General features: G+C 46.5%; 13 protein-coding genes. 12 read left to right on the top strand and 1 reads right to left on the bottom strand.

Annotated elements, in window-relative coordinates:
* Positions 1-78: 78 nt before the first annotated feature.
* From KCTCHS21_RS19325 to KCTCHS21_RS19295, 7 genes are all read left to right on the top strand, one after another.
* Positions 79-1,803, top strand: coding sequence for a DNA repair helicase XPB (locus KCTCHS21_RS19325; protein WP_130612048.1), 1,725 nt, complete (start codon positions 79-81; stop codon positions 1,801-1,803).
* Positions 1,800-3,752, top strand: coding sequence for a helicase-associated domain-containing protein (locus KCTCHS21_RS19320; RefSeq protein WP_157994078.1), 1,953 nt, complete (start codon positions 1,800-1,802; stop codon positions 3,750-3,752). The genes KCTCHS21_RS19325 and KCTCHS21_RS19320 overlap by 4 nt, the downstream gene beginning before the upstream one ends.
* 65 nt (positions 3,753-3,817) lie before the next feature.
* Positions 3,818-4,315, top strand: coding sequence for a YlbF/YmcA family competence regulator (locus KCTCHS21_RS19315; RefSeq protein ID WP_130612042.1), 498 nt, complete (start codon positions 3,818-3,820; stop codon positions 4,313-4,315).
* Between the two features lie 28 nt (positions 4,316-4,343).
* A complete protein-coding gene (locus KCTCHS21_RS19310; RefSeq protein WP_130612039.1) occupies positions 4,344-4,607 on the top strand; it encodes a YlbG family protein in 264 nt (87 codons plus the stop codon).
* Positions 4,608-5,999: 1,392 nt separating this feature from the next.
* Positions 6,000-6,437 (top strand): hypothetical protein, encoded by a 438-nt coding sequence (locus KCTCHS21_RS19305; protein WP_130612036.1) that lies wholly within the window; start codon positions 6,000-6,002, stop codon positions 6,435-6,437.
* A 209-nt stretch (positions 6,438-6,646) separates the two neighbouring features.
* Positions 6,647-7,552: a LysR family transcriptional regulator gene (locus KCTCHS21_RS19300; RefSeq protein WP_130612033.1), complete on the top strand. Its 906-nt coding sequence runs from the start codon at positions 6,647-6,649 to the stop codon at positions 7,550-7,552.
* Positions 7,542-8,372: a PHP domain-containing protein gene (locus KCTCHS21_RS19295; protein WP_130612030.1), complete on the top strand. Its 831-nt coding sequence runs from the start codon at positions 7,542-7,544 to the stop codon at positions 8,370-8,372. Before KCTCHS21_RS19300 ends, KCTCHS21_RS19295 begins: the two co-directional genes overlap by 11 nt.
* Positions 8,373-8,437: 65 nt before the next feature.
* On the opposite strand, the gene KCTCHS21_RS19290 is transcribed toward KCTCHS21_RS19295, so the two are convergent.
* On the bottom strand, positions 8,438-10,189 hold the full coding sequence (locus KCTCHS21_RS19290) for an Rqc2 family fibronectin-binding protein (RefSeq protein ID WP_130612027.1): 1,752 nt from the start codon (positions 10,187-10,189) through the stop codon (positions 8,438-8,440).
* A 174-nt stretch (positions 10,190-10,363) separates the two neighbouring features.
* Between KCTCHS21_RS19290 and KCTCHS21_RS19285 the strand changes: the two genes are divergently transcribed.
* The 5 genes from KCTCHS21_RS19285 to KCTCHS21_RS19265 all read left to right on the top strand — a co-directional run bounded on the left by KCTCHS21_RS19285 (position 10,364) and on the right by KCTCHS21_RS19265 (position 17,303).
* Positions 10,364-13,186: a calcium-translocating P-type ATPase, SERCA-type gene (locus tag KCTCHS21_RS19285; protein ID WP_408621716.1), complete on the top strand. Its 2,823-nt coding sequence runs from the start codon at positions 10,364-10,366 to the stop codon at positions 13,184-13,186.
* Between the two features lie 164 nt (positions 13,187-13,350).
* Entirely contained in the window at positions 13,351-14,511 is a 1,161-nt protein-coding gene (purT, locus tag KCTCHS21_RS19280; protein WP_130612021.1) for a phosphoribosylglycinamide formyltransferase 2, read from the top strand.
* A 118-nt stretch (positions 14,512-14,629) separates the two neighbouring features.
* A complete protein-coding gene (dapF, locus tag KCTCHS21_RS19275) occupies positions 14,630-15,460 on the top strand; it encodes a diaminopimelate epimerase (protein WP_130612018.1) in 831 nt (276 codons plus the stop codon).
* A 171-nt stretch (positions 15,461-15,631) separates the two neighbouring features.
* Positions 15,632-15,922, top strand: coding sequence for an ArsR/SmtB family transcription factor (locus KCTCHS21_RS19270; RefSeq protein WP_130616592.1), 291 nt, complete (start codon positions 15,632-15,634; stop codon positions 15,920-15,922).
* Between the two features lie 169 nt (positions 15,923-16,091).
* On the top strand, positions 16,092-17,303 hold the full coding sequence (locus tag KCTCHS21_RS19265) for an MFS transporter (protein ID WP_130612015.1): 1,212 nt from the start codon (positions 16,092-16,094) through the stop codon (positions 17,301-17,303).
* Positions 17,304-17,312: the final 9 nt, after the last annotated feature.

Below are 17,312 nucleotides of genomic sequence, written 5' to 3'. Positions count from 1 at the left end.
CCTTTTTATTTGTTTTGGATAAAGATGCATTAACAAATTTGGGAAGGGAAGGCTGATGAGGGTAAGGAGGGTTGCCAGATGAACAATACAAGACCTTTATGGGTTCAATCCGATGGCACGTTATTGCTAGATGAACGCCATTCTGAATATGAAGAAGCACGAGATTTCCTAAGAGGAATTGCTGAGCTTCAGAAGCGTCCCGGTGCTTGGCACACGTATCAAATAACCCCGGTCACATTATGGAATGCTGCTGCATCCGGATGGAGTTCATCGTCTGTTTTACAGCGACTAACTGAGCTATCCCGATATGTGCTACCGAGCAACGTACAAGAGGACATCCGAAAGCATATGGACAGCTATGGTCAAATCCGCCTTGTTCACGATGATGGTGGGTTAATGCTGATTGCTGAAACAGCCGAATTGATGGAGCACTTGTGCTTATGGGGGGAGATTGCTGAGGTTTTCTTGCAGCCCCCTTCGGGTACCCATGTCCACATTCGGGCTGATTCACGTGGCTGGATTAAACAGGAGCTTGCTGCTAGAGGATATCCCGTTAAGGATGAAGCGGGTTTTCATGCGGGGAAAGCATTAGATGTGTCCTTGCGAACTCATATGGATTCTGGAGCCCCTGTCACTCTGAGAGATTATCAGCTGGAAGCGGTCGAAGCCATGTTAGGGAACCAGGCATTGGATGGCGGCAGTGGTGTTGTGGTATTGCCCTGTGGAGCAGGGAAGACATGGGTAGGAATGGCAGCAATTACGCGACTAAAGTGTGAAACGCTTATTTTAACTCCTAACGGTGTTTCCGTCTCTCAATGGATTTCAGAGCTGCTCAAAAATACAACACTAACGGATAATGATATCGGGGAATACTCTGGACAAATCAAAAACGTGAAGCCGATAACAGTAGCAACATACCAAGTTATGACCCACCGCCGCTCTAAAGAAGATGATACGTATCCCCATCTGCAGCTATTCGTTAATCGCGATTGGGGACTAATTATATACGATGAGGTTCATCTTTTACCGGCTCCGGTATTCCGGATTACAGCTGATATTCAGGCAACTAGAAGATTGGGATTAACAGCTACCCTTGTGCGCGAAGATGGACGAGAAGGCGATGCTTTTGCTTTGATTGGACCTAAAAGATACGAAATTCCGTGGAAAACGATGGAGAGCAGAGGATGGATTGCCGAAGCCACCTGCAAGGAAGTGAGGGTTCCGCTTGATCCCGAATCTGCGATAAGCTACTCTACCGCTCCTAAAAGGAATCGCCACCGTATAGCTGGAGAAAATCCGCGTAAAACGGAAGTAGTTAGAGCATTATTGAACCGCCATTCGGGTGTGCCAACTCTTGTTATAGGGCAATATTTGGACCAATTACATGAGCTATCTCGAGAGCTGTCGTTGCCACTCATAACAGGCGAAATGGCGAATCGTAGTCGGAAGGAATTGTACGATCAGTTTAACCGAGGGGAAATTCGCGTGCTCCTTGTTTCCAAGGTTGCTAACTTTGCAGTAGATCTCCCGGATGCGTCAGTTGCCATTCAAGTATCGGGGAGCTACGGCTCAAGACAAGAGGAAGCGCAGCGGCTAGGGCGTATTTTAAGGCCCAAAAAGACAGGCTCGGGAGCAATCTTCTACACACTAGTAAGCGAGGGGACGGATGAAGTGGAATTTTCCCGCAATCGGGGGAGGTTTTTGCTGGAGCAGGGCTATCCTTATAGTGTTGATTTATGGGATGCGCAGATAGCAGAAGTGGAAGTGGAAGTGGGAGATCAGCCAAGGCAGGTGCATTCATGAACTTAAAAATGTCCGTAGAGCGACTCTCAGATTCCATTCGCGAGTTAATCATAACTGAACCAACAATAAAAAATAGACTTGAGCTTGGTGAAAAGCTGGAAGAATTGCTAAGTAATGCGCAATGGGCAAAGGAATGGAAGCTTCAATCCTCCGATACCATTCAATTAGAGACTGTTAAGAGAATACTTTTCCGATTCGGGGCGCAGCCCTTTGAGATTGAAGCTTTAATAAAAGCACAAGAGGACGTCTCTGCAATAACCGGGGCTGAAATTCGAGTTGCTGTCGCACGACTGAGAAGATGTGGTATTTTGTTTGCCGTTCGCAAGGCGTGGGGGGATCAGCTGGTATATTTGCCTACAGATAATATTTCTCTTTGGCAGCACTTGCTGGCTCCGATAGAAGGCAAACCACTTACACATCTTGATCCGAGAGAAATTAAGCTTTCATCCAGCGCCTTTCGTCTACCGCTTTCTTTGGAATTGCTCTCAGTCTGGTTTGAAATGGACGGTTATCCCATCTCAATCAATGCTAAAGGTCAATTAAATTGTTCCTTTGTTACCCGAATGAAAGCTCAAATGCGGCTCACAGCCGAAGAACTGCGGAGCTTATACTTGAGCTACCCACAGAATGATCAGATTCCTGCGAATGTGGCTTTGGCACTTGATATTGGATTATGCTCTGGCATTTTGCGGAAAATGGATAAAGAGATAAGGATTTGCGAGGATGGACTTAAAGAATGGTTAAAATGTACACCTTCTGAAGCAGATAACAAGCTGTATGATCTGATCATGACAAGGTACTGCTCCATTAATCCGGAAATCCATTTAATAGCTTCGGCAATTTCTACAATGACCGCATCAGAGTGGTATTATGACGATGCTTTGTGTGAGGTTGGAAGTGCAGGAGCAATCAATGAATGGCTTGAAATACTGGAATCGTTCGGATGGCTTGAACGGGGTAGCATAAACGGGCAAGCGATATTTAGAAAGAAGATAGACCATGTAGCAGCAACTCGGACATCTGCAGTAGATGCAGGAACTATTTTCATACAACCTGATGGGGAAATTCTGGTGCCGCCTGAAATAGGCTTAGGACAGCGTTGGGTGCTTGGGGAAATCGCGGAAAAAGTGACGGCGGATGCTGTGTTCGTATATCGATTGACACGGGAATCTTGTATTAAGGGATTCGATGCAGGCCATACTCTACAATCCATGATTATTTTTCTTGAGCAAAGTTCACAGCAATGTCTTCCAGATCCTGTGCGGAGAGCGCTGGAGGATTGGTTCTTTTCAATTGGGAAAGTAAAGTTTTCAGAGGAAATGTTGCTTAGGACGGAAAATGGAGCAGTGGCAGCCTTGCTTAAACAGGATCCAGAAATATCGGGCAAGCTGCTGGAGCAATTGGGTGAGCGCGATTTTATTGTAGATGCTTCATCCATAAAGTTTTTGCGGGCGAGGCTAGTAAAGCTAGGGTACCCACCAACAGATCAAAAATTAAATAAGGTTATGTTGGAAGAGCTAGGGGAGAAGACAGCTGTAGAAAATCGGCTTGCAGAGCAAGGATTTATTAATAAACGCCATAAGCTGTCGCTATTTGAAGCAGATCGATTACTGCCTAGCAAAGACGAGCTTTTTCCGGGAATGTCCAGCATCCCGACAGCTTGGCTGAGTAGCTCTCGTGCTTACCATTGGTCTACATCCAGGGAGCTGATGCAGCGGGCTATACAATGGCAGGCGTCTGTGCAAATGGAGCATGGAGGAGAGAGGAAAACCTTTGTCCCACACGCTATTGAGGAGGAGGAAGCGAGATGGTCAGTACTTGGGCACTGGCGATCGGTTAGTGATTTTGATAGTAAAGGAAGCGGACTTAGACCAGTTAAGATTCGGGTGGAAGAAATTGATGAATTAATGATTGTGCTTCCTTCACTTGCCTATATTGAAACCAATTGACTAGATATCGTCAATATGTGTTATTATTATTGGGTATGGCAAAGCCGAAAGGTGAGGTGAGGCCGATGGCCAGTATGACACAAACCCTCTCTACGGCAGAACAAGGTGTGAGGGAGAATACGCCTGCTGACATGGCGTTACTCATATCCCGCGCCTTCGAGCTGGGAGATTCACTTAAGCAGTCCGCTTACGTAGCGGAGTATATTTATTGGAAAGAGCAAGTTCATAATGACGCCGAGGTACAGAGCTTAACAAAGCAATTTGCCAAGGCGAAAGAGAAGTTTGCAGAATGCGAACGTTTCGGAAGATTCCATCCGGATTACAACGCTGCATTGGATCAGGTTTATGCTGCTGAGGGCCGACTGGATCAAGTGGAGTCCGTACGTAAGTATAAAGCAGCAGAAACTTTTATGGATGAATTGCTTAACGATATATCCCGGACTTTGGCTTATGCAGTCTCACAAAGCATTAAGGTTCCGGACAACAATCCAAATCCTAAAGCTTCGGGCTGTGGAAATGGTGGTAGCTGCTCTTGCAGTAGCGGCGGCGGAGGTTGCGGTTAAACATTTTGAATGAAGCCGGAGGTTATACATGTTTGCCGAGCGGACAGGTTATATCGTATGGTTTAGCGATTCGAAAGCGGCCAGAGGTTTAGATAAATACGGAACGTTGCATTACATGTCTCGCAAAATGCAATATGCCGTTATGTACATGAACGCTGACGTAGCAGAGGAAGCGGTTCGTAATTTGCAGCGTCTACCCTTTGTCCGGAAGATCGAGCGCTCTTACCGTAACGAAATTAAAACCGAATACGAGAAAAATGTACCAGACAAAACCCAGTTTTACGGTCTATAGCGCATTTTTATTTAAAATGGATAGCCCATTATCGCTTTATTGCAGAAAAGTCCCCTCACTGGGGACTTTTTTTGCTTCCAATACAGCATAACTCCGCATCAACTGTGCCGGTGGCGGTGAGTTAGTCGTAGATGCCGCTTAAGTCCGCTCCAAACTACGCTGGTGGCGAGGAGTTAGTCGTAGGTACCGCTTAAGTCTGCTCCAAACTACGCTGGTGGCGAGGAGTTAGTCGTAATAGATGCCGCTTAAGTCCGCTCCAAACTCTGCTGCTGGCAAGGAATTAGTCGTAGATGCCGCCTAACTCCGCTCCAAACTAAGATGCTGGCGGTGAGTTAGTCGAAGGTGCCGCTTAAGTCCGCTCCAAACTACGCTAGTGGCGAGGAATTAGTCGAAGGTGCCGCATAACTCCGCTCCAAACTACGCTGGTGGCGGTGAGTTAGTCGTAGGTACCGCTTAACTCCGCTCCAAACTGAGCTGGTGGAGGTGAGTTAGTCGTAGGTACCGCGTAACTCCGCTCCAAACTGAGCTAGTGGCGGTGAGTTAGTCGTAGTTGCCGCTTAACTCCGCTCCAAACTCCGCTGCTGGCGGTGAGTTAGTCGAAGGTACCGCTTAACTCCGCTCCAAACTCCGCTGCTGACGAGGAGTTAGTCGTAGGTACCGCTTAACTCCGCTCCAAACTACGCTGCTGGCGGTGAGTTAGTCGAAGGTACCGCTTAAGTCTGCTCCAAACTACGCTGGTGGCGGTGATTTAGTCGTAGGTACCGCTTATCTCCGCTCCAAACTACGCTGGTGGAGGTGAGTTAGTCGAAGGTGCCGCTTAAGTCCGCTCCAAACTACGCTGCAGGCGGTGAGTTAGTCGAAGGTGCCGCTTAACTCCGCTCCAATCTACCCTGCTGGCGAGGAGTTAGTCGTAGATGCCGCTTAAGTCCGCTCCAAACTCTGCTGCTGGCAAGGAATTAGTCGAAGGTACCGCTTAATTCCGCTCCAAACTACGCTGCTGGCGGGAAGTTAGTCGTAGAAGTCGCTGTGTTGCTGAACGAAGGGGATAATGCCCACAGAGATAATACTAGACAATAGAATGAGGATGTTTGTTAAGGACGTTGGAGTAGGTTTTGAGGATGGAGCGTCAATCCGAGCGAGGCGGAAATAGGGCTTCCCATACGCTAACAATCTATGTCAATATGGCTATCAGTTCATCATTACAGACATGTAGGATTAAAAGTACATCTATTGTGATATACATATTTAACATCTGAAAAATGGATTAGGGAGATTCAATATATATTTTTGTTGAATCCTCGGGAATAAATGGGGTAAAATGAACTTAAGTTCCTATTTATGTATGGAATTAATATGATTCGGAAGACCTAGAATCGGGAAGGGGATAGCCCGGTGAAGGATAAACACACGGAGCGATGGAACACGTACGAACCCTTTCATGTTATTCTAGGGGATAAGAAGGTCGTCGATATCATCATAACCAACCATGCTCGCACACGTTGGACTGATCGGGTGGAAAGCGAGAAAACGGGTTATTCTGACATTGCCGAGTATATGTGGGAGTGCTTGAAGGAAGATCGCATCGTATCTTATTATCGGAATGAACAAGACGTATATACAATCGACGATGATCTTGTATTTGTTGCGGAGTTCTCTATTAGTGAGACAGATACAGACTTACTCGGAAATCCCTTACACAAAATGATAGTCGTAACCTTCTTAGGCAGAATGTCCGAGACAATGGAGCTACGCGATTTGAAAACGTATTATTCGTGGCTACGGCATTCAAGGCGCATGACCTTAATTAAAAATAACCGTAAACGCCGTTAAAGCGTATATATTTCGACAGCCGGGCTGGAGGGTAACCTCGCTCGGTTTGTTTTATTTTACGAAGCTTGAGTTTCTGGAAACGTGATTTTTTAGCTGCGCAGCGTCTGTAAGCTTTACGCTCATCCATCCCTGAATAACCAGGGACAGCTGTTTAAGCTAGCATGTGGTATAATTTTGAAATCAAATATCGAGCGGAAGGCGGAACATGCATGGCTCTGAACGTACATCAATTACACATCTTCTACACAGTGGCGGAGCGAGGCAGCTTCTCGGCCGCGGCTCAGACATTGCATATGACTCAGCCAGCCGTAACGATGCAGGTGCAAGCTTTAGAGGAGAGATTTGGAACAAAGCTACTTAATCGTACGACAAAGAAGCTCGAACTAACGGAGGCTGGCTATCGGTTATTGCCGCAAGCACGTAAAGCCGTTGAGCTGATGCGGGATACAGACGTGCTTATGATTAAATTTATCGAGAATTTAAAAGGTCGATTGCAATTTGCTGCCAGCTTAACGATAGGGGAATACGTGCTGCCCAGATTGCTCGGTTCATTCCTTCGCCGATTCCCCGAGGTTTCGGTGGACATGAAGGTAATGAACACGACTGAGATTATAGAGGCTGTTGCTCACCAGGGGCTCGATTTTGGAATTATAGAAGCTCCCTGCGATGTTCCCGGGTTCGATACTGAGCCGGTTATGAACGATGAGTTGATGCTTGTGACACCAACAAATCACCCTTTTGCTTCGCGGACTGAGGTTACGCTTGCGGAAGTTATTGCTGAACCATTGGTTCTGCGGGAGAAAGGCTCTGGAACCCGTCAGATTATGGAGGAAGAGCTGTTGAATCATGGCGTTACAGAAGAGCAGCTACGTGTCGTTAGCGAATTCGGAAGTACTGGCGCGGTCAAATCTGCAGTGGAAGCGGGATTGGGATTGTCGATTATTTCAATGTGGACCATTAAGCATGAAATAGCACTAGGCTTGCTGAAGCCTGTGAAAATAAGCGGTGTAAGCTTTAGAAGGCAGTTTTTTGCCGTCAGGCTGCAATCATCCTTACTTCCAATACCTGCTGCAGCATTACTTCATGACCTTAGGGAGCTCTCACATGAACAATAAGGCGGATTTGCATTCACACACAACGGCATCCGACGGTATGTTCAGTCCAACGGAAAATGTACGTATGGCTAAGGAGCTAGGTTTAGATGCACTCGCCATCACCGATCATGATACATTGTCTGGAATTGAGGAAGCGCTAGAAGCTGGAAAAGCTTACGGAATTGTTGTTGTTCCGGGAGTAGAAATTAGCACAGCAGATAATGGCAAGGACATTCATATTTTGGGCTATGGCATTTCCCATGAAGACTCCCAACTGCAAGATAGACTATTATCTCTTCGAGATGTTAGAAATCGACGTAATGCGGATATTCTAGCTAGGCTAAACCAATTAGGTATGAGCATTTCACAAGAAGAGCTAGAGGTAGCAGCAGGTAAAACACAGAACAGTGACGGATCGGTTGGCAGACCGCATATTGCCCAGGTTCTAGTCGATAAAGGTTATGTCGATAATATTAGGGATGCTTTCGAGAAGTATATAGGCGAAGGAAAGCCAGCATTTGTTAATCCGCCAAGAATTACGCCAAGCGAGGCGGTTGCATGGATTCATGAAGCAGGAGGAACAGCCATTATTGCACATCCTGGTCTGTACAATGATGATGATCTTGTTCTATCTATTTTGGATGCAGGGGCTGATGGATTGGAAGCCTATCATTCCGATCATGATCCCCAGATGGAGCAAAGATATAGGCAATGGGCAGAAGACCGAAGTAAGCTTGTAACTGGCGGATCGGATTTCCATGGCATCAAGGATGGAGTAGCCTTTCATGGAACCATGGGAAGTCGCTGGATAGATTCGTCAATTGTTAATCGGTTCATATAAAAGTGTGAAAGAGTCAGCCCCTTTGGTCTTATTTGACCGAAGGGGCTGACTCTCTTACTTACTCGCTATTTGATTGTAGAAGGCATTTGCTGAACTAGTGCTTCGTCCGGTGTTACGAACAATGTTTTCTGCCCGTCGTAGATGACGAAGCCAGGCTTAGCTCCACTAGGCTTGCGGACGTTACGAATTCGAGTGTAATCTACTGGAACGCTGCTGGACACTCGCGCTTTACTGTAATAGGCTGCGAGCACGGCTGCCTCGTGCAGGGTAGCCTCTCCAAACTCCGTGCTGCGGATGAGCACGTGAGAGCCGGGAATGTCTTTCGTGTGGAGCCACGTATCAGACGATGAGGCTAGCCTATTCGTTACATAATCGTTCTGTGTATTATTTTTACCAACATAGATGGAAATCCCTTCGCTCGAAGTATAACAAAGCACAGAAGGGGTACCTTTCTTTTTCTTCTTCATGCCCCGTTTAAGACCGCGTTCCCTAATGTAACCTTGCTCGACAAGCTCCTCGCGGATTTCACCAATGTCATTAGGCGTTGCTGATTCTAAGCCTTGCAATACGGATGCCAAATACTTAATTTCAGCCTCTGTTGATTCCATTTGCTCGGATACAACAGTGCGGCTATTCTTAAGCTTGTTGTATTTGCGGAAATAACGCTGCGCATTCTCGTTTGGCGTGAGGAGAGGATCTAGTGTGATCTTTACGGTCGGCTGATCTTCCTCGTAGTAATCAGTCACCTCAACAGCTTTGTCGCCCCGCTTATAGGCGTGCAAATGTGCGGTAAGCAGCTCACCCATTCGGCGAACGAGATCCGCTTCATTCGCTTCCGTTAGCGTGTCCTGCAGCTTTAGTAGCTTTTTCTCATTTTTGGCGACTTCATTCAGCAAAAATCTATTCAGATCCGTCGTACGTTGCCGCACGATGTCCCTTGACGCTTTGTCTCGATAGAAAGCATCTATGCATGAATGAATCGATGTGAAGCTCTGAATCTCTCCTTGTGCATGTGTTAATGCTAAGGCTGAGAACAATGCTTTGCCATCGTCCATTAAGACGATATTCGGCTCATAGGCTTGCTTTGTAACCTGCTCCATCATAGCTGTGAAAATAACCCATGGATCAGCCTTTTGCGTCTGCGCCCTATAAGCGATCTCTCGTGTAATCAAAGGACTTAATCCGGTATAGGCATTCAGCAAGGATGAAGAAATTGCGTTCGAGTATTGCTCATCATCATTATCATCAACATTAGATACTTGCTCCATTACCGATGCAAATTCAGCCTCAGTAGCCTCCAGAGGGTTTACTTTATCTTGAGAGGGTGGAGAAACATAGGCGGTCCCTGGCAGGACGACACGATAGCTGCTGATAGCCGGAGTTACATGGCGGATTCCGTCATGAATAATTCCAGTTGCGGGATCGAGCAAAATAAGATTGCTATGCCGTCCCATAATTTCCAGCACAATTGTTTTGAAGGACGAATCCCCTAATTCATCGCGATGCCGGATGTCGATATGTACAATTCTTTCTAGACCGACCTGCCGGACGGCTTCAATAATTCCGCCTTCACAATATTTGCGCAGCAGCATACAGAACATCGGGGGCTCCTGAGGGTTTGCCCAAGTTTGTTCCGTCCAATGAATGCGCGGCATAGAAGGATGGGCTGACAAAAGTAGCTTTCCGTTTACCCCTTGTCCGCGGATATGCAAAATCAATTCATTATCTGTAGGTTGATATATTTTGGGAATACGCGCTTTGACGCAAGCTTGCAGCTCGTGTACGAGCGCTCTAGTTACGATACCGTCTAATGACATGATAGCTGCTCCTGTTAAATCGCAATCGCCTAGATTGCGATATTTTCTGTCCTCTTATGATGCCATACATCCTGATAAAGGGAAAGTCTTCGGGTAGAGCTCCTTATAACCGAGGGGATATTTCGCAGCTTGTCTGAATACATATAGGTCAAAGCGCGGATAAGACGGAAGGGGATGACCGGGGTGGAAGGAAAGGCTTGGCATCAGCTTAGCGAGGATCAGCTATTAGAGGTATTGGATTCAAATTTAACAACAGGTCTAACACTTGATGAAGCGGCGAATCGTTTGCAGCAGTTAGGCCCTAATGAGCTTGAAGAGAAGAAGGGGGAATCCCCGCTTAAGCTATTGCTTAATCAATTCAAGGATTTTATGGTGCTGGTGCTGTTAGGGGCAACTGTTATTTCTGGTTTGCTTGGTGAAATGCTGGATGCTCTAACGATTGTTGCTATCATCATTATTAATGGTGTGCTTGGCTTTTATCAAGAATTTAGGGCTGAACGATCATTGCGTGCGCTTAAAGAGCTATCTGCACCTTATGCTAAAGTTATTCGTGGAGGAGAGTATCACGATATACCTGCTCGAGAGCTTGTAGCGGGGGATGTTGTATTACTGGAGAGTGGAGATCGCGTGCCTGCGGATCTCAGGTTTACGGAGTGTAATCAATGCTCAATCGACGAGGCAGCACTAACAGGAGAATCAGTTCCGGTAGTTAAAGAAGCTGCGCGAATAGCTGCAGATGAGTTACCTCTCGGGGATCGTAAAAATTGTGGCTATTTGGGCACGATGGTTACACGCGGAACGGCAAGGGGGGTTGTTACCGTCACAGGAATGAATACTGAGATGGGTAAAATAGCAAACCTAATCCAACAGACGGAAGAGGCGGATACACCGCTGCAGCATCGGCTAGAGCAGTTGGGTAAAATATTGATTATTGTTTCCATCATACTGACGGTAGTTGTCGTTCTTGCAGGTATTCTGCACGGACAACCTATGTATGAAATGTTCTTAGCAGGAGTTAGCTTAGCTGTTGCTGCTATTCCTGAAGGCCTTCCTGCCATCGTAACGATTGCTCTTGCGCTTGGCGTGCAGCGTATGATTAAACGAAGGGCAATTGTTCGTAAGCTGCCATCCGTTGAGACGCTTGGTTGTGCATCTGTTATTTGCTCAGACAAAACAGGCACGCTAACGCAAAATAAAATGACGGTCACCCAAGTATGGCTTGGAGGTAGGGCGATTGAAGTATCAGGAGAAGGGTACGAGCCAGTAGGCAGCCTTCGGGAAGGCGGGAAAGGAATCGATGCCAAAGGCGATTCCTCACTAAGACGGCTTACCCAAATCGCTGCATTGTGCAATAACTCGGATTTGTCTGAGCAAGAGAAAATTGAGGATCCCAAAAAGCGTAAGGCTGGCAAAGGGGAACAAACATTAGGGCAAGCCAAAGAATGGAAAATCAAAGGAGATCCAACAGAAGGGGCATTGCTCGTACTCGCCGCGAAAACGGGGCTGCATAAAACCTCGCTACAAAGCCTATATACGAGAGTTAAGGAATTCCCTTTTGACTCTGAGCGCAAACGGATGTCTGTTCTCGTATCCCATCAGGGCGGGAAGCTCATATGCACCAAAGGAGCACCTGACTTACTTGTAGGGCAATGCTCATATGTACTATGGGGGGATCAGGTCGTTCCTTTTACAGCAACATTGAAGCAAAAGGTCCTTTCAGCGAATGAAGCTATGGCGAAGGATTCCCTGCGTGTGCTGGGATTGGCTTTCAGAGAGGTTAAATCTTTTGACGAGTGTGATAGTAATGAGCAAGCGGAAAATGGACTCATATTCGTAGGTTTGACAGGGATGATGGATCCGCCACGACGTGAAGTCAAAGAAGCAATTGCAAAATGTCGTCAGGCGGGCATTAAGACGGTTATGATTACCGGTGATCATGGTACCACTGCTGAGGCGATCGCTAAGAAATTAGGTATTATGGTGCGCGGGGGTAGGGTAGTTACCGGTGGGGAATTGTCCAATATGGACGATAACGAGCTTGAAGCGATTGCGGATGATATACAGGTATATGCTCGTGTATCACCAGAGCATAAGCTTAGAATCGTCCAAGCCTTACAGCGACGTGGGCATGTAGTGGCGATGACGGGTGACGGGGTTAACGATGCCCCTGCTGTAAAAGCTGCAGATATCGGAATTGCAATGGGCATTTCTGGAACGGACGTAACAAAGGAAGCATCCGCACTCGTGCTTGCAGATGATAATTTCTCCAGTATTGTTGCGGCTGTAGAAGAAGGGCGCGGCATCTATGAGAATATCCGTAAATTTATTCGTTATTTGCTCGCTTCCAATGTCGGAGAAATTATGACCATGTTTATGGCGATGATGGCAGGGTTTCCGTTGCCGCTAGTGCCTATTCAAATCTTGTGGGTGAACCTGGTTACCGATGGATTGCCTGCTATGGCACTTGGTGTGGATCAAGCAGAGAGCGATCTGATGCAGCATAAGCCGCGTTCTGCTAAAGAAAATATTTTCGCTCGCCGCCTTGGATGGAAGATAATTAGCCGTGGCATTCTCATAGGTATCTGCACATTAGCCGCATTCGTTCTAGCACTCAATGAAGGAGCGGGACATTCACAGCAGCTTATTCATGCTCAAACCGTTGCTTTCGCGACATTAGTTATGGCACAGCTCATTCACGTATTTGATTGCCGCAGCTCGCGCTCAATTTTCCATCGCAATATGTTTGAAAATAAATTTCTAGTCGTGGCGGTTTTATCGTCTCTTGTGCTCATGCTCTTGGTGTTATATGTGGAGCCGTTGCAGCCCGTATTCAAAACCGTTCCGTTAAATTTACGTGATTGGGCACTTGTCATTGTAGCCGCTGGTATCCCAACCTTTGCAATGGGAATCGGAAGCGTGTTTGGCACAGCGAAGAAAAAGAGAAATCGCAAAATCACTTATGGCAGAAGCTCTGCCCCACCTAATGTAGCTAGATAATATGAGCTTGTTAATGATCATTAAACGTTGCTAAGAAATACTACCCTGTGCCGGAGCTTATCTCGGCGGGGTAGTTTTTATTTTGACCAAAAGACAGCGAAAGCCGTTTGTGCTTACTTGGTGTATAATGGACGATATTAAATACAACTTGGAGGAATTGGCTCATGTACATAGGTAAAAAACTGCTATTGCTCGGATCAGGAGAATTGGGTAAAGAAGTTATTATTGAGGCGCAGCGACTAGGAATTGAGACAATAGCAGTAGACCGCTATGATCATGCGCCAGCGATGCAGGTTGCTCATCGCAGCTACGTTATCGACATGCTGGATCGTGAAGCTCTTCGAGGAGTCATAGAGAGGGAGAAGCCAGATTTAATTGTTCCAGAGATCGAAGCCATTGCCACGGCGGAGCTCGTCAAGCTTGAGGAAGAGGGCTATAAAGTCATTCCTACTGCAAGGGCGGCACAGCTTACAATGGATCGTGAAGGTATAAGGCGTCTAGCATCCGAGACACTTGGACTGCCAACGGCAGGCTATCGATTTGCTGATACTTATGAGCAATTCGGACAAGCGGCACGAGAACTGGGCTTTCCATGTGTTGTAAAGCCTCTTATGAGCTCATCTGGCAAAGGACAAAGTGTTTGTCGCTCTGAGGACGATTTGGACCGCTGCTGGTCAATCGCGATGGAAGGTGGCAGAGTACAGCAAACGAGAGTTATCGTGGAAGCTTTTATTTCATTTGAATCGGAAATTACACTCCTTACTGTCCGTTCTGAGAATGGAACGTCTTACTGCCCTCCTATCGGTCATATTCAGAAGGACGGGGACTATATCGAGTCTTGGCAGCCACACGAAATGACAGAGGAGCAGCTGGTGGAATCGAAAAGAATAGCTGGCGTAATTACGGATGCATTGGGTGGATTGGGCATTTTTGGAGTAGAGCTATTCCTATCCAAGGATAAAGTATATTTCAGCGAAGTATCTCCAAGGCCTCACGATACAGGTCTGGTAACATTAGCTAGTCAGAATATTTCGGAATTTGCTTTACATGTAAGGGCGATTCTAGGCTACCCTATTCCAGAAATACAAATTGTTTCTCCGGGTGCTAGCAGGCCATTGAAAGCGGAAACGGAGTTAAGCGATTATCGAATAGAGGGCATTGGAGAAGCTTTGTCTGTCCCGCAGACGCAAATTCGTGTGTTTGGTAAGCCAGTTACCAAGATAGGGCGGCGTATAGCAGTGGCCTTATCTACTGCAGGAACTGTAGAGCAAGCTCGCGAACGAGCAAAAAAAGCATTGGATCACCTTAGTGTTTTACAAAAATAAACCCAACCCATAGTCGGAAAAGTGCAAATAAACAGAGGATTGTTGTATGCTCATCCCGCTGAATGACCGTTATGATTAAGAAAATGGATTAACGGATTTTAGCGGGGGGCAGAGGACAATGGAATTTACTAAAATGCATGGCTTGGGCAATGACTTTATTATCGTAGCGGGAGAACATGAGCTTCCTAATAACGTTGCGGACTTGGCTATTCGATTATGCAATCGATTTTTCGGCATTGGAGCTGACGGTTTAGTATATATTCTGCCATCGGACAATGCCGATTTTCGGATGAGAATTATCAACTCTGATGGCTCAGAAGCAGAGCAGTGTGGAAACGCGATTCGCTGTGTAGCTAAATATGTATTTGATAACGGGTTAACAAGTCAAACGGAGCTTACCATTGAAACGCTAGGTGCGGGTGTTCAACCTGTACGATTGACGACGGAAAATGGTGTAGCTACGCTCGTTACTGTTGATATGGGACAACCGATTCTGAATGGATTGGATGTTCCTACAACGATAGATGCCAATCCTGTGATCGGCCATTCCATTACAGTAGATGATCGTGAGTTCGCTTTTACAGCTGTTTCTATGGGTAATCCTCACTGTGTCATTTATGTAGACGATGCAGCCAACTTTGATTTGGCGACTTGGGGTCCTAAGCTGGAGAAGCATCCCCTTTTCCCGCGTAAAATCAATGTGGAGTTCGCTAAAGTTAATTCCCGAAACCAAGTGGATATGCGGGTATGGGAACGTGGTGCGGGACCGACGCTCGCTTGTGGCACAGGCGCTTGCGCAACTTTAGTTTCCTCTGTCTTGAACGGATTGACCGACCGCAAAGCGACGATCTCCCTAGCCGGTGGCGATCTGTTAATTGACTGGAACGAAGCAAATAACCGCATTTACATGACAGGTCCTGCTGCTTTCGCATTCACAGGAACAGTATAAGTTGAGAATGTTAGAAGAGGCTGTCTTTAGCAGGTGGATATTCATCTGCTGAGGCGGCTTTTCTTTTCTTTGCAAATTGGATTAATGTTCAGTTTACATCTCGAAGGAATTGTGCTAGTCTTTAATTCGATAGATATAGAAATATACAATGCGTATGCCGAGGTGAAGAAGATGGTTGAGGATAAAGCAGATATCCAGCAAGCAGTTAAGGTGTACAAAGCACTTGGGGAGCCGACAAGGCTAAAGATTGCTTTGCTGCTGACAGAGGAACAAAATCTATGCTGCTCCAGTATAAGTAGCAAGCTGGAATCCGTAGCTGGCTCAACATTATCGCACCATCTGAAGCAGCTTACGGAATGCGGATTGCTTACCCTACGTAAGGATGGCACGTATATTTATTATAGTGTGAACCGTAAGACTGCGGAGAAATATGCGCCTTATTTGTACGATCAGGAAGTATAGACTTCAATGTCCTTATACTCATCTGATCGCTCGACATAAACGTTGAACGTCGTGAAAGGAAGGCGTCAGCCGTTTATGCTTGTTAGTGTAATTTTTTTGGGTTATATTTCTATATTTTTAGAAATATAAAATTAGTGAATGTAAGTATGTGAAGGGAGCTAGAATAAGGTTGTCAAATTCGTGGAAAATTTATGTGCTGGCTATCGTCAGCTTTCTCGTTGGAACGTCAGAAAACATTATCGCAGGTATATTGGACATGGTTGCAGAGGATATGGGGGTATCACTTGCCGCAGCAGGGCAGCTCATTACGGTGTTCTCACTCGCCTATGCATTCGGCACTCCGATTCTCATGGCCGTTACGGCACGTGTGGAGCGAAGGAAGCTAATGTTAGCAGCACTTTCTGTATTTTTTGTAGGGAATATTGTAGCTGTGACGGCCACTGGGTATATTTCCCTCATGGGGTCAAGAATAATATTGGCACTTAGCACAGGGGTATTCGTTGTTGTTGCTTTGACGGTCGCAGCTAAGCTTGCACAGCCAGGGAAGCAGGGAGCCGCCATTGCAACACTAGTAATGGGCTTCAGTACTTCATTAATCATCGGGGTCCCGCTAGGGCGGGTTATTGCATCCGCATATGATTGGAAGTTGATTTTTGTAGGAATTGGGGTACTTGGCTTGCTAGGAATGCTTATTATCCTACGTACAATTCCCAAATCAGAAGGGGAGGCGCCGGTGCCCGTTCGTGAGCAGTTCAAGCTGCTTAGAAATCCGCGGATTGCCCTCGCCCTATCAGTCACCTTCTTCTGGATATTCGGCTACTCCATCGTCTATACCTATATCTCTCCTTATTTGCTTACGATTACCCATATGAGCGAACGGGCCGTAAGCATCGGGTTATTCGCTTTCGGTGTGGCGAGCCTTATTGGTTCAAAGCTTGGAGGGTACGGAACTGATAAGTGGGGAATACCGCGAACCTTGATCGGTGGGCTGCTACTTCATTGTGGAGTGCTATTCCTTCTCACAGCTTTTTCTCAATCAGCTGTTCTCGTATTTCCTTTGCTTATGCTATGGGCGTTCTCAGCCTGGTCTTCTGGACCGACGCAGCAATATTATTTAATGACCTTGTCGCCTGAAGCGTCTGGCATTATGCTGAGCTTAAATTCTTCCGTGCTCCAATTGGCCATGGCAGCGGGAGCTGGCATTGGCGGCATTATCGTGGAAAGTGTGTCATTGTCAGCGATTAGCTGGATTGGAGCGATCGGAATAGCGATTGCCGCCACCTTGACTGCGATGTCATTCGGTTTACTACGCAATAAATCCAGAGTAGCTGGGCACGAATTAGGACGGGTTGATGTAAAGCCAGAAGCCTCTTCCTCCTGAAAATAACGT

Source organism: Cohnella abietis (assembly GCF_004295585.1).
Classification (GTDB): domain Bacteria; phylum Bacillota; class Bacilli; order Paenibacillales; family Paenibacillaceae; genus Cohnella; species Cohnella abietis.
The sequence above is the reverse complement of the archived record's forward strand: the minus strand, read 5'-3'. Positions and strand labels throughout refer to the sequence as shown.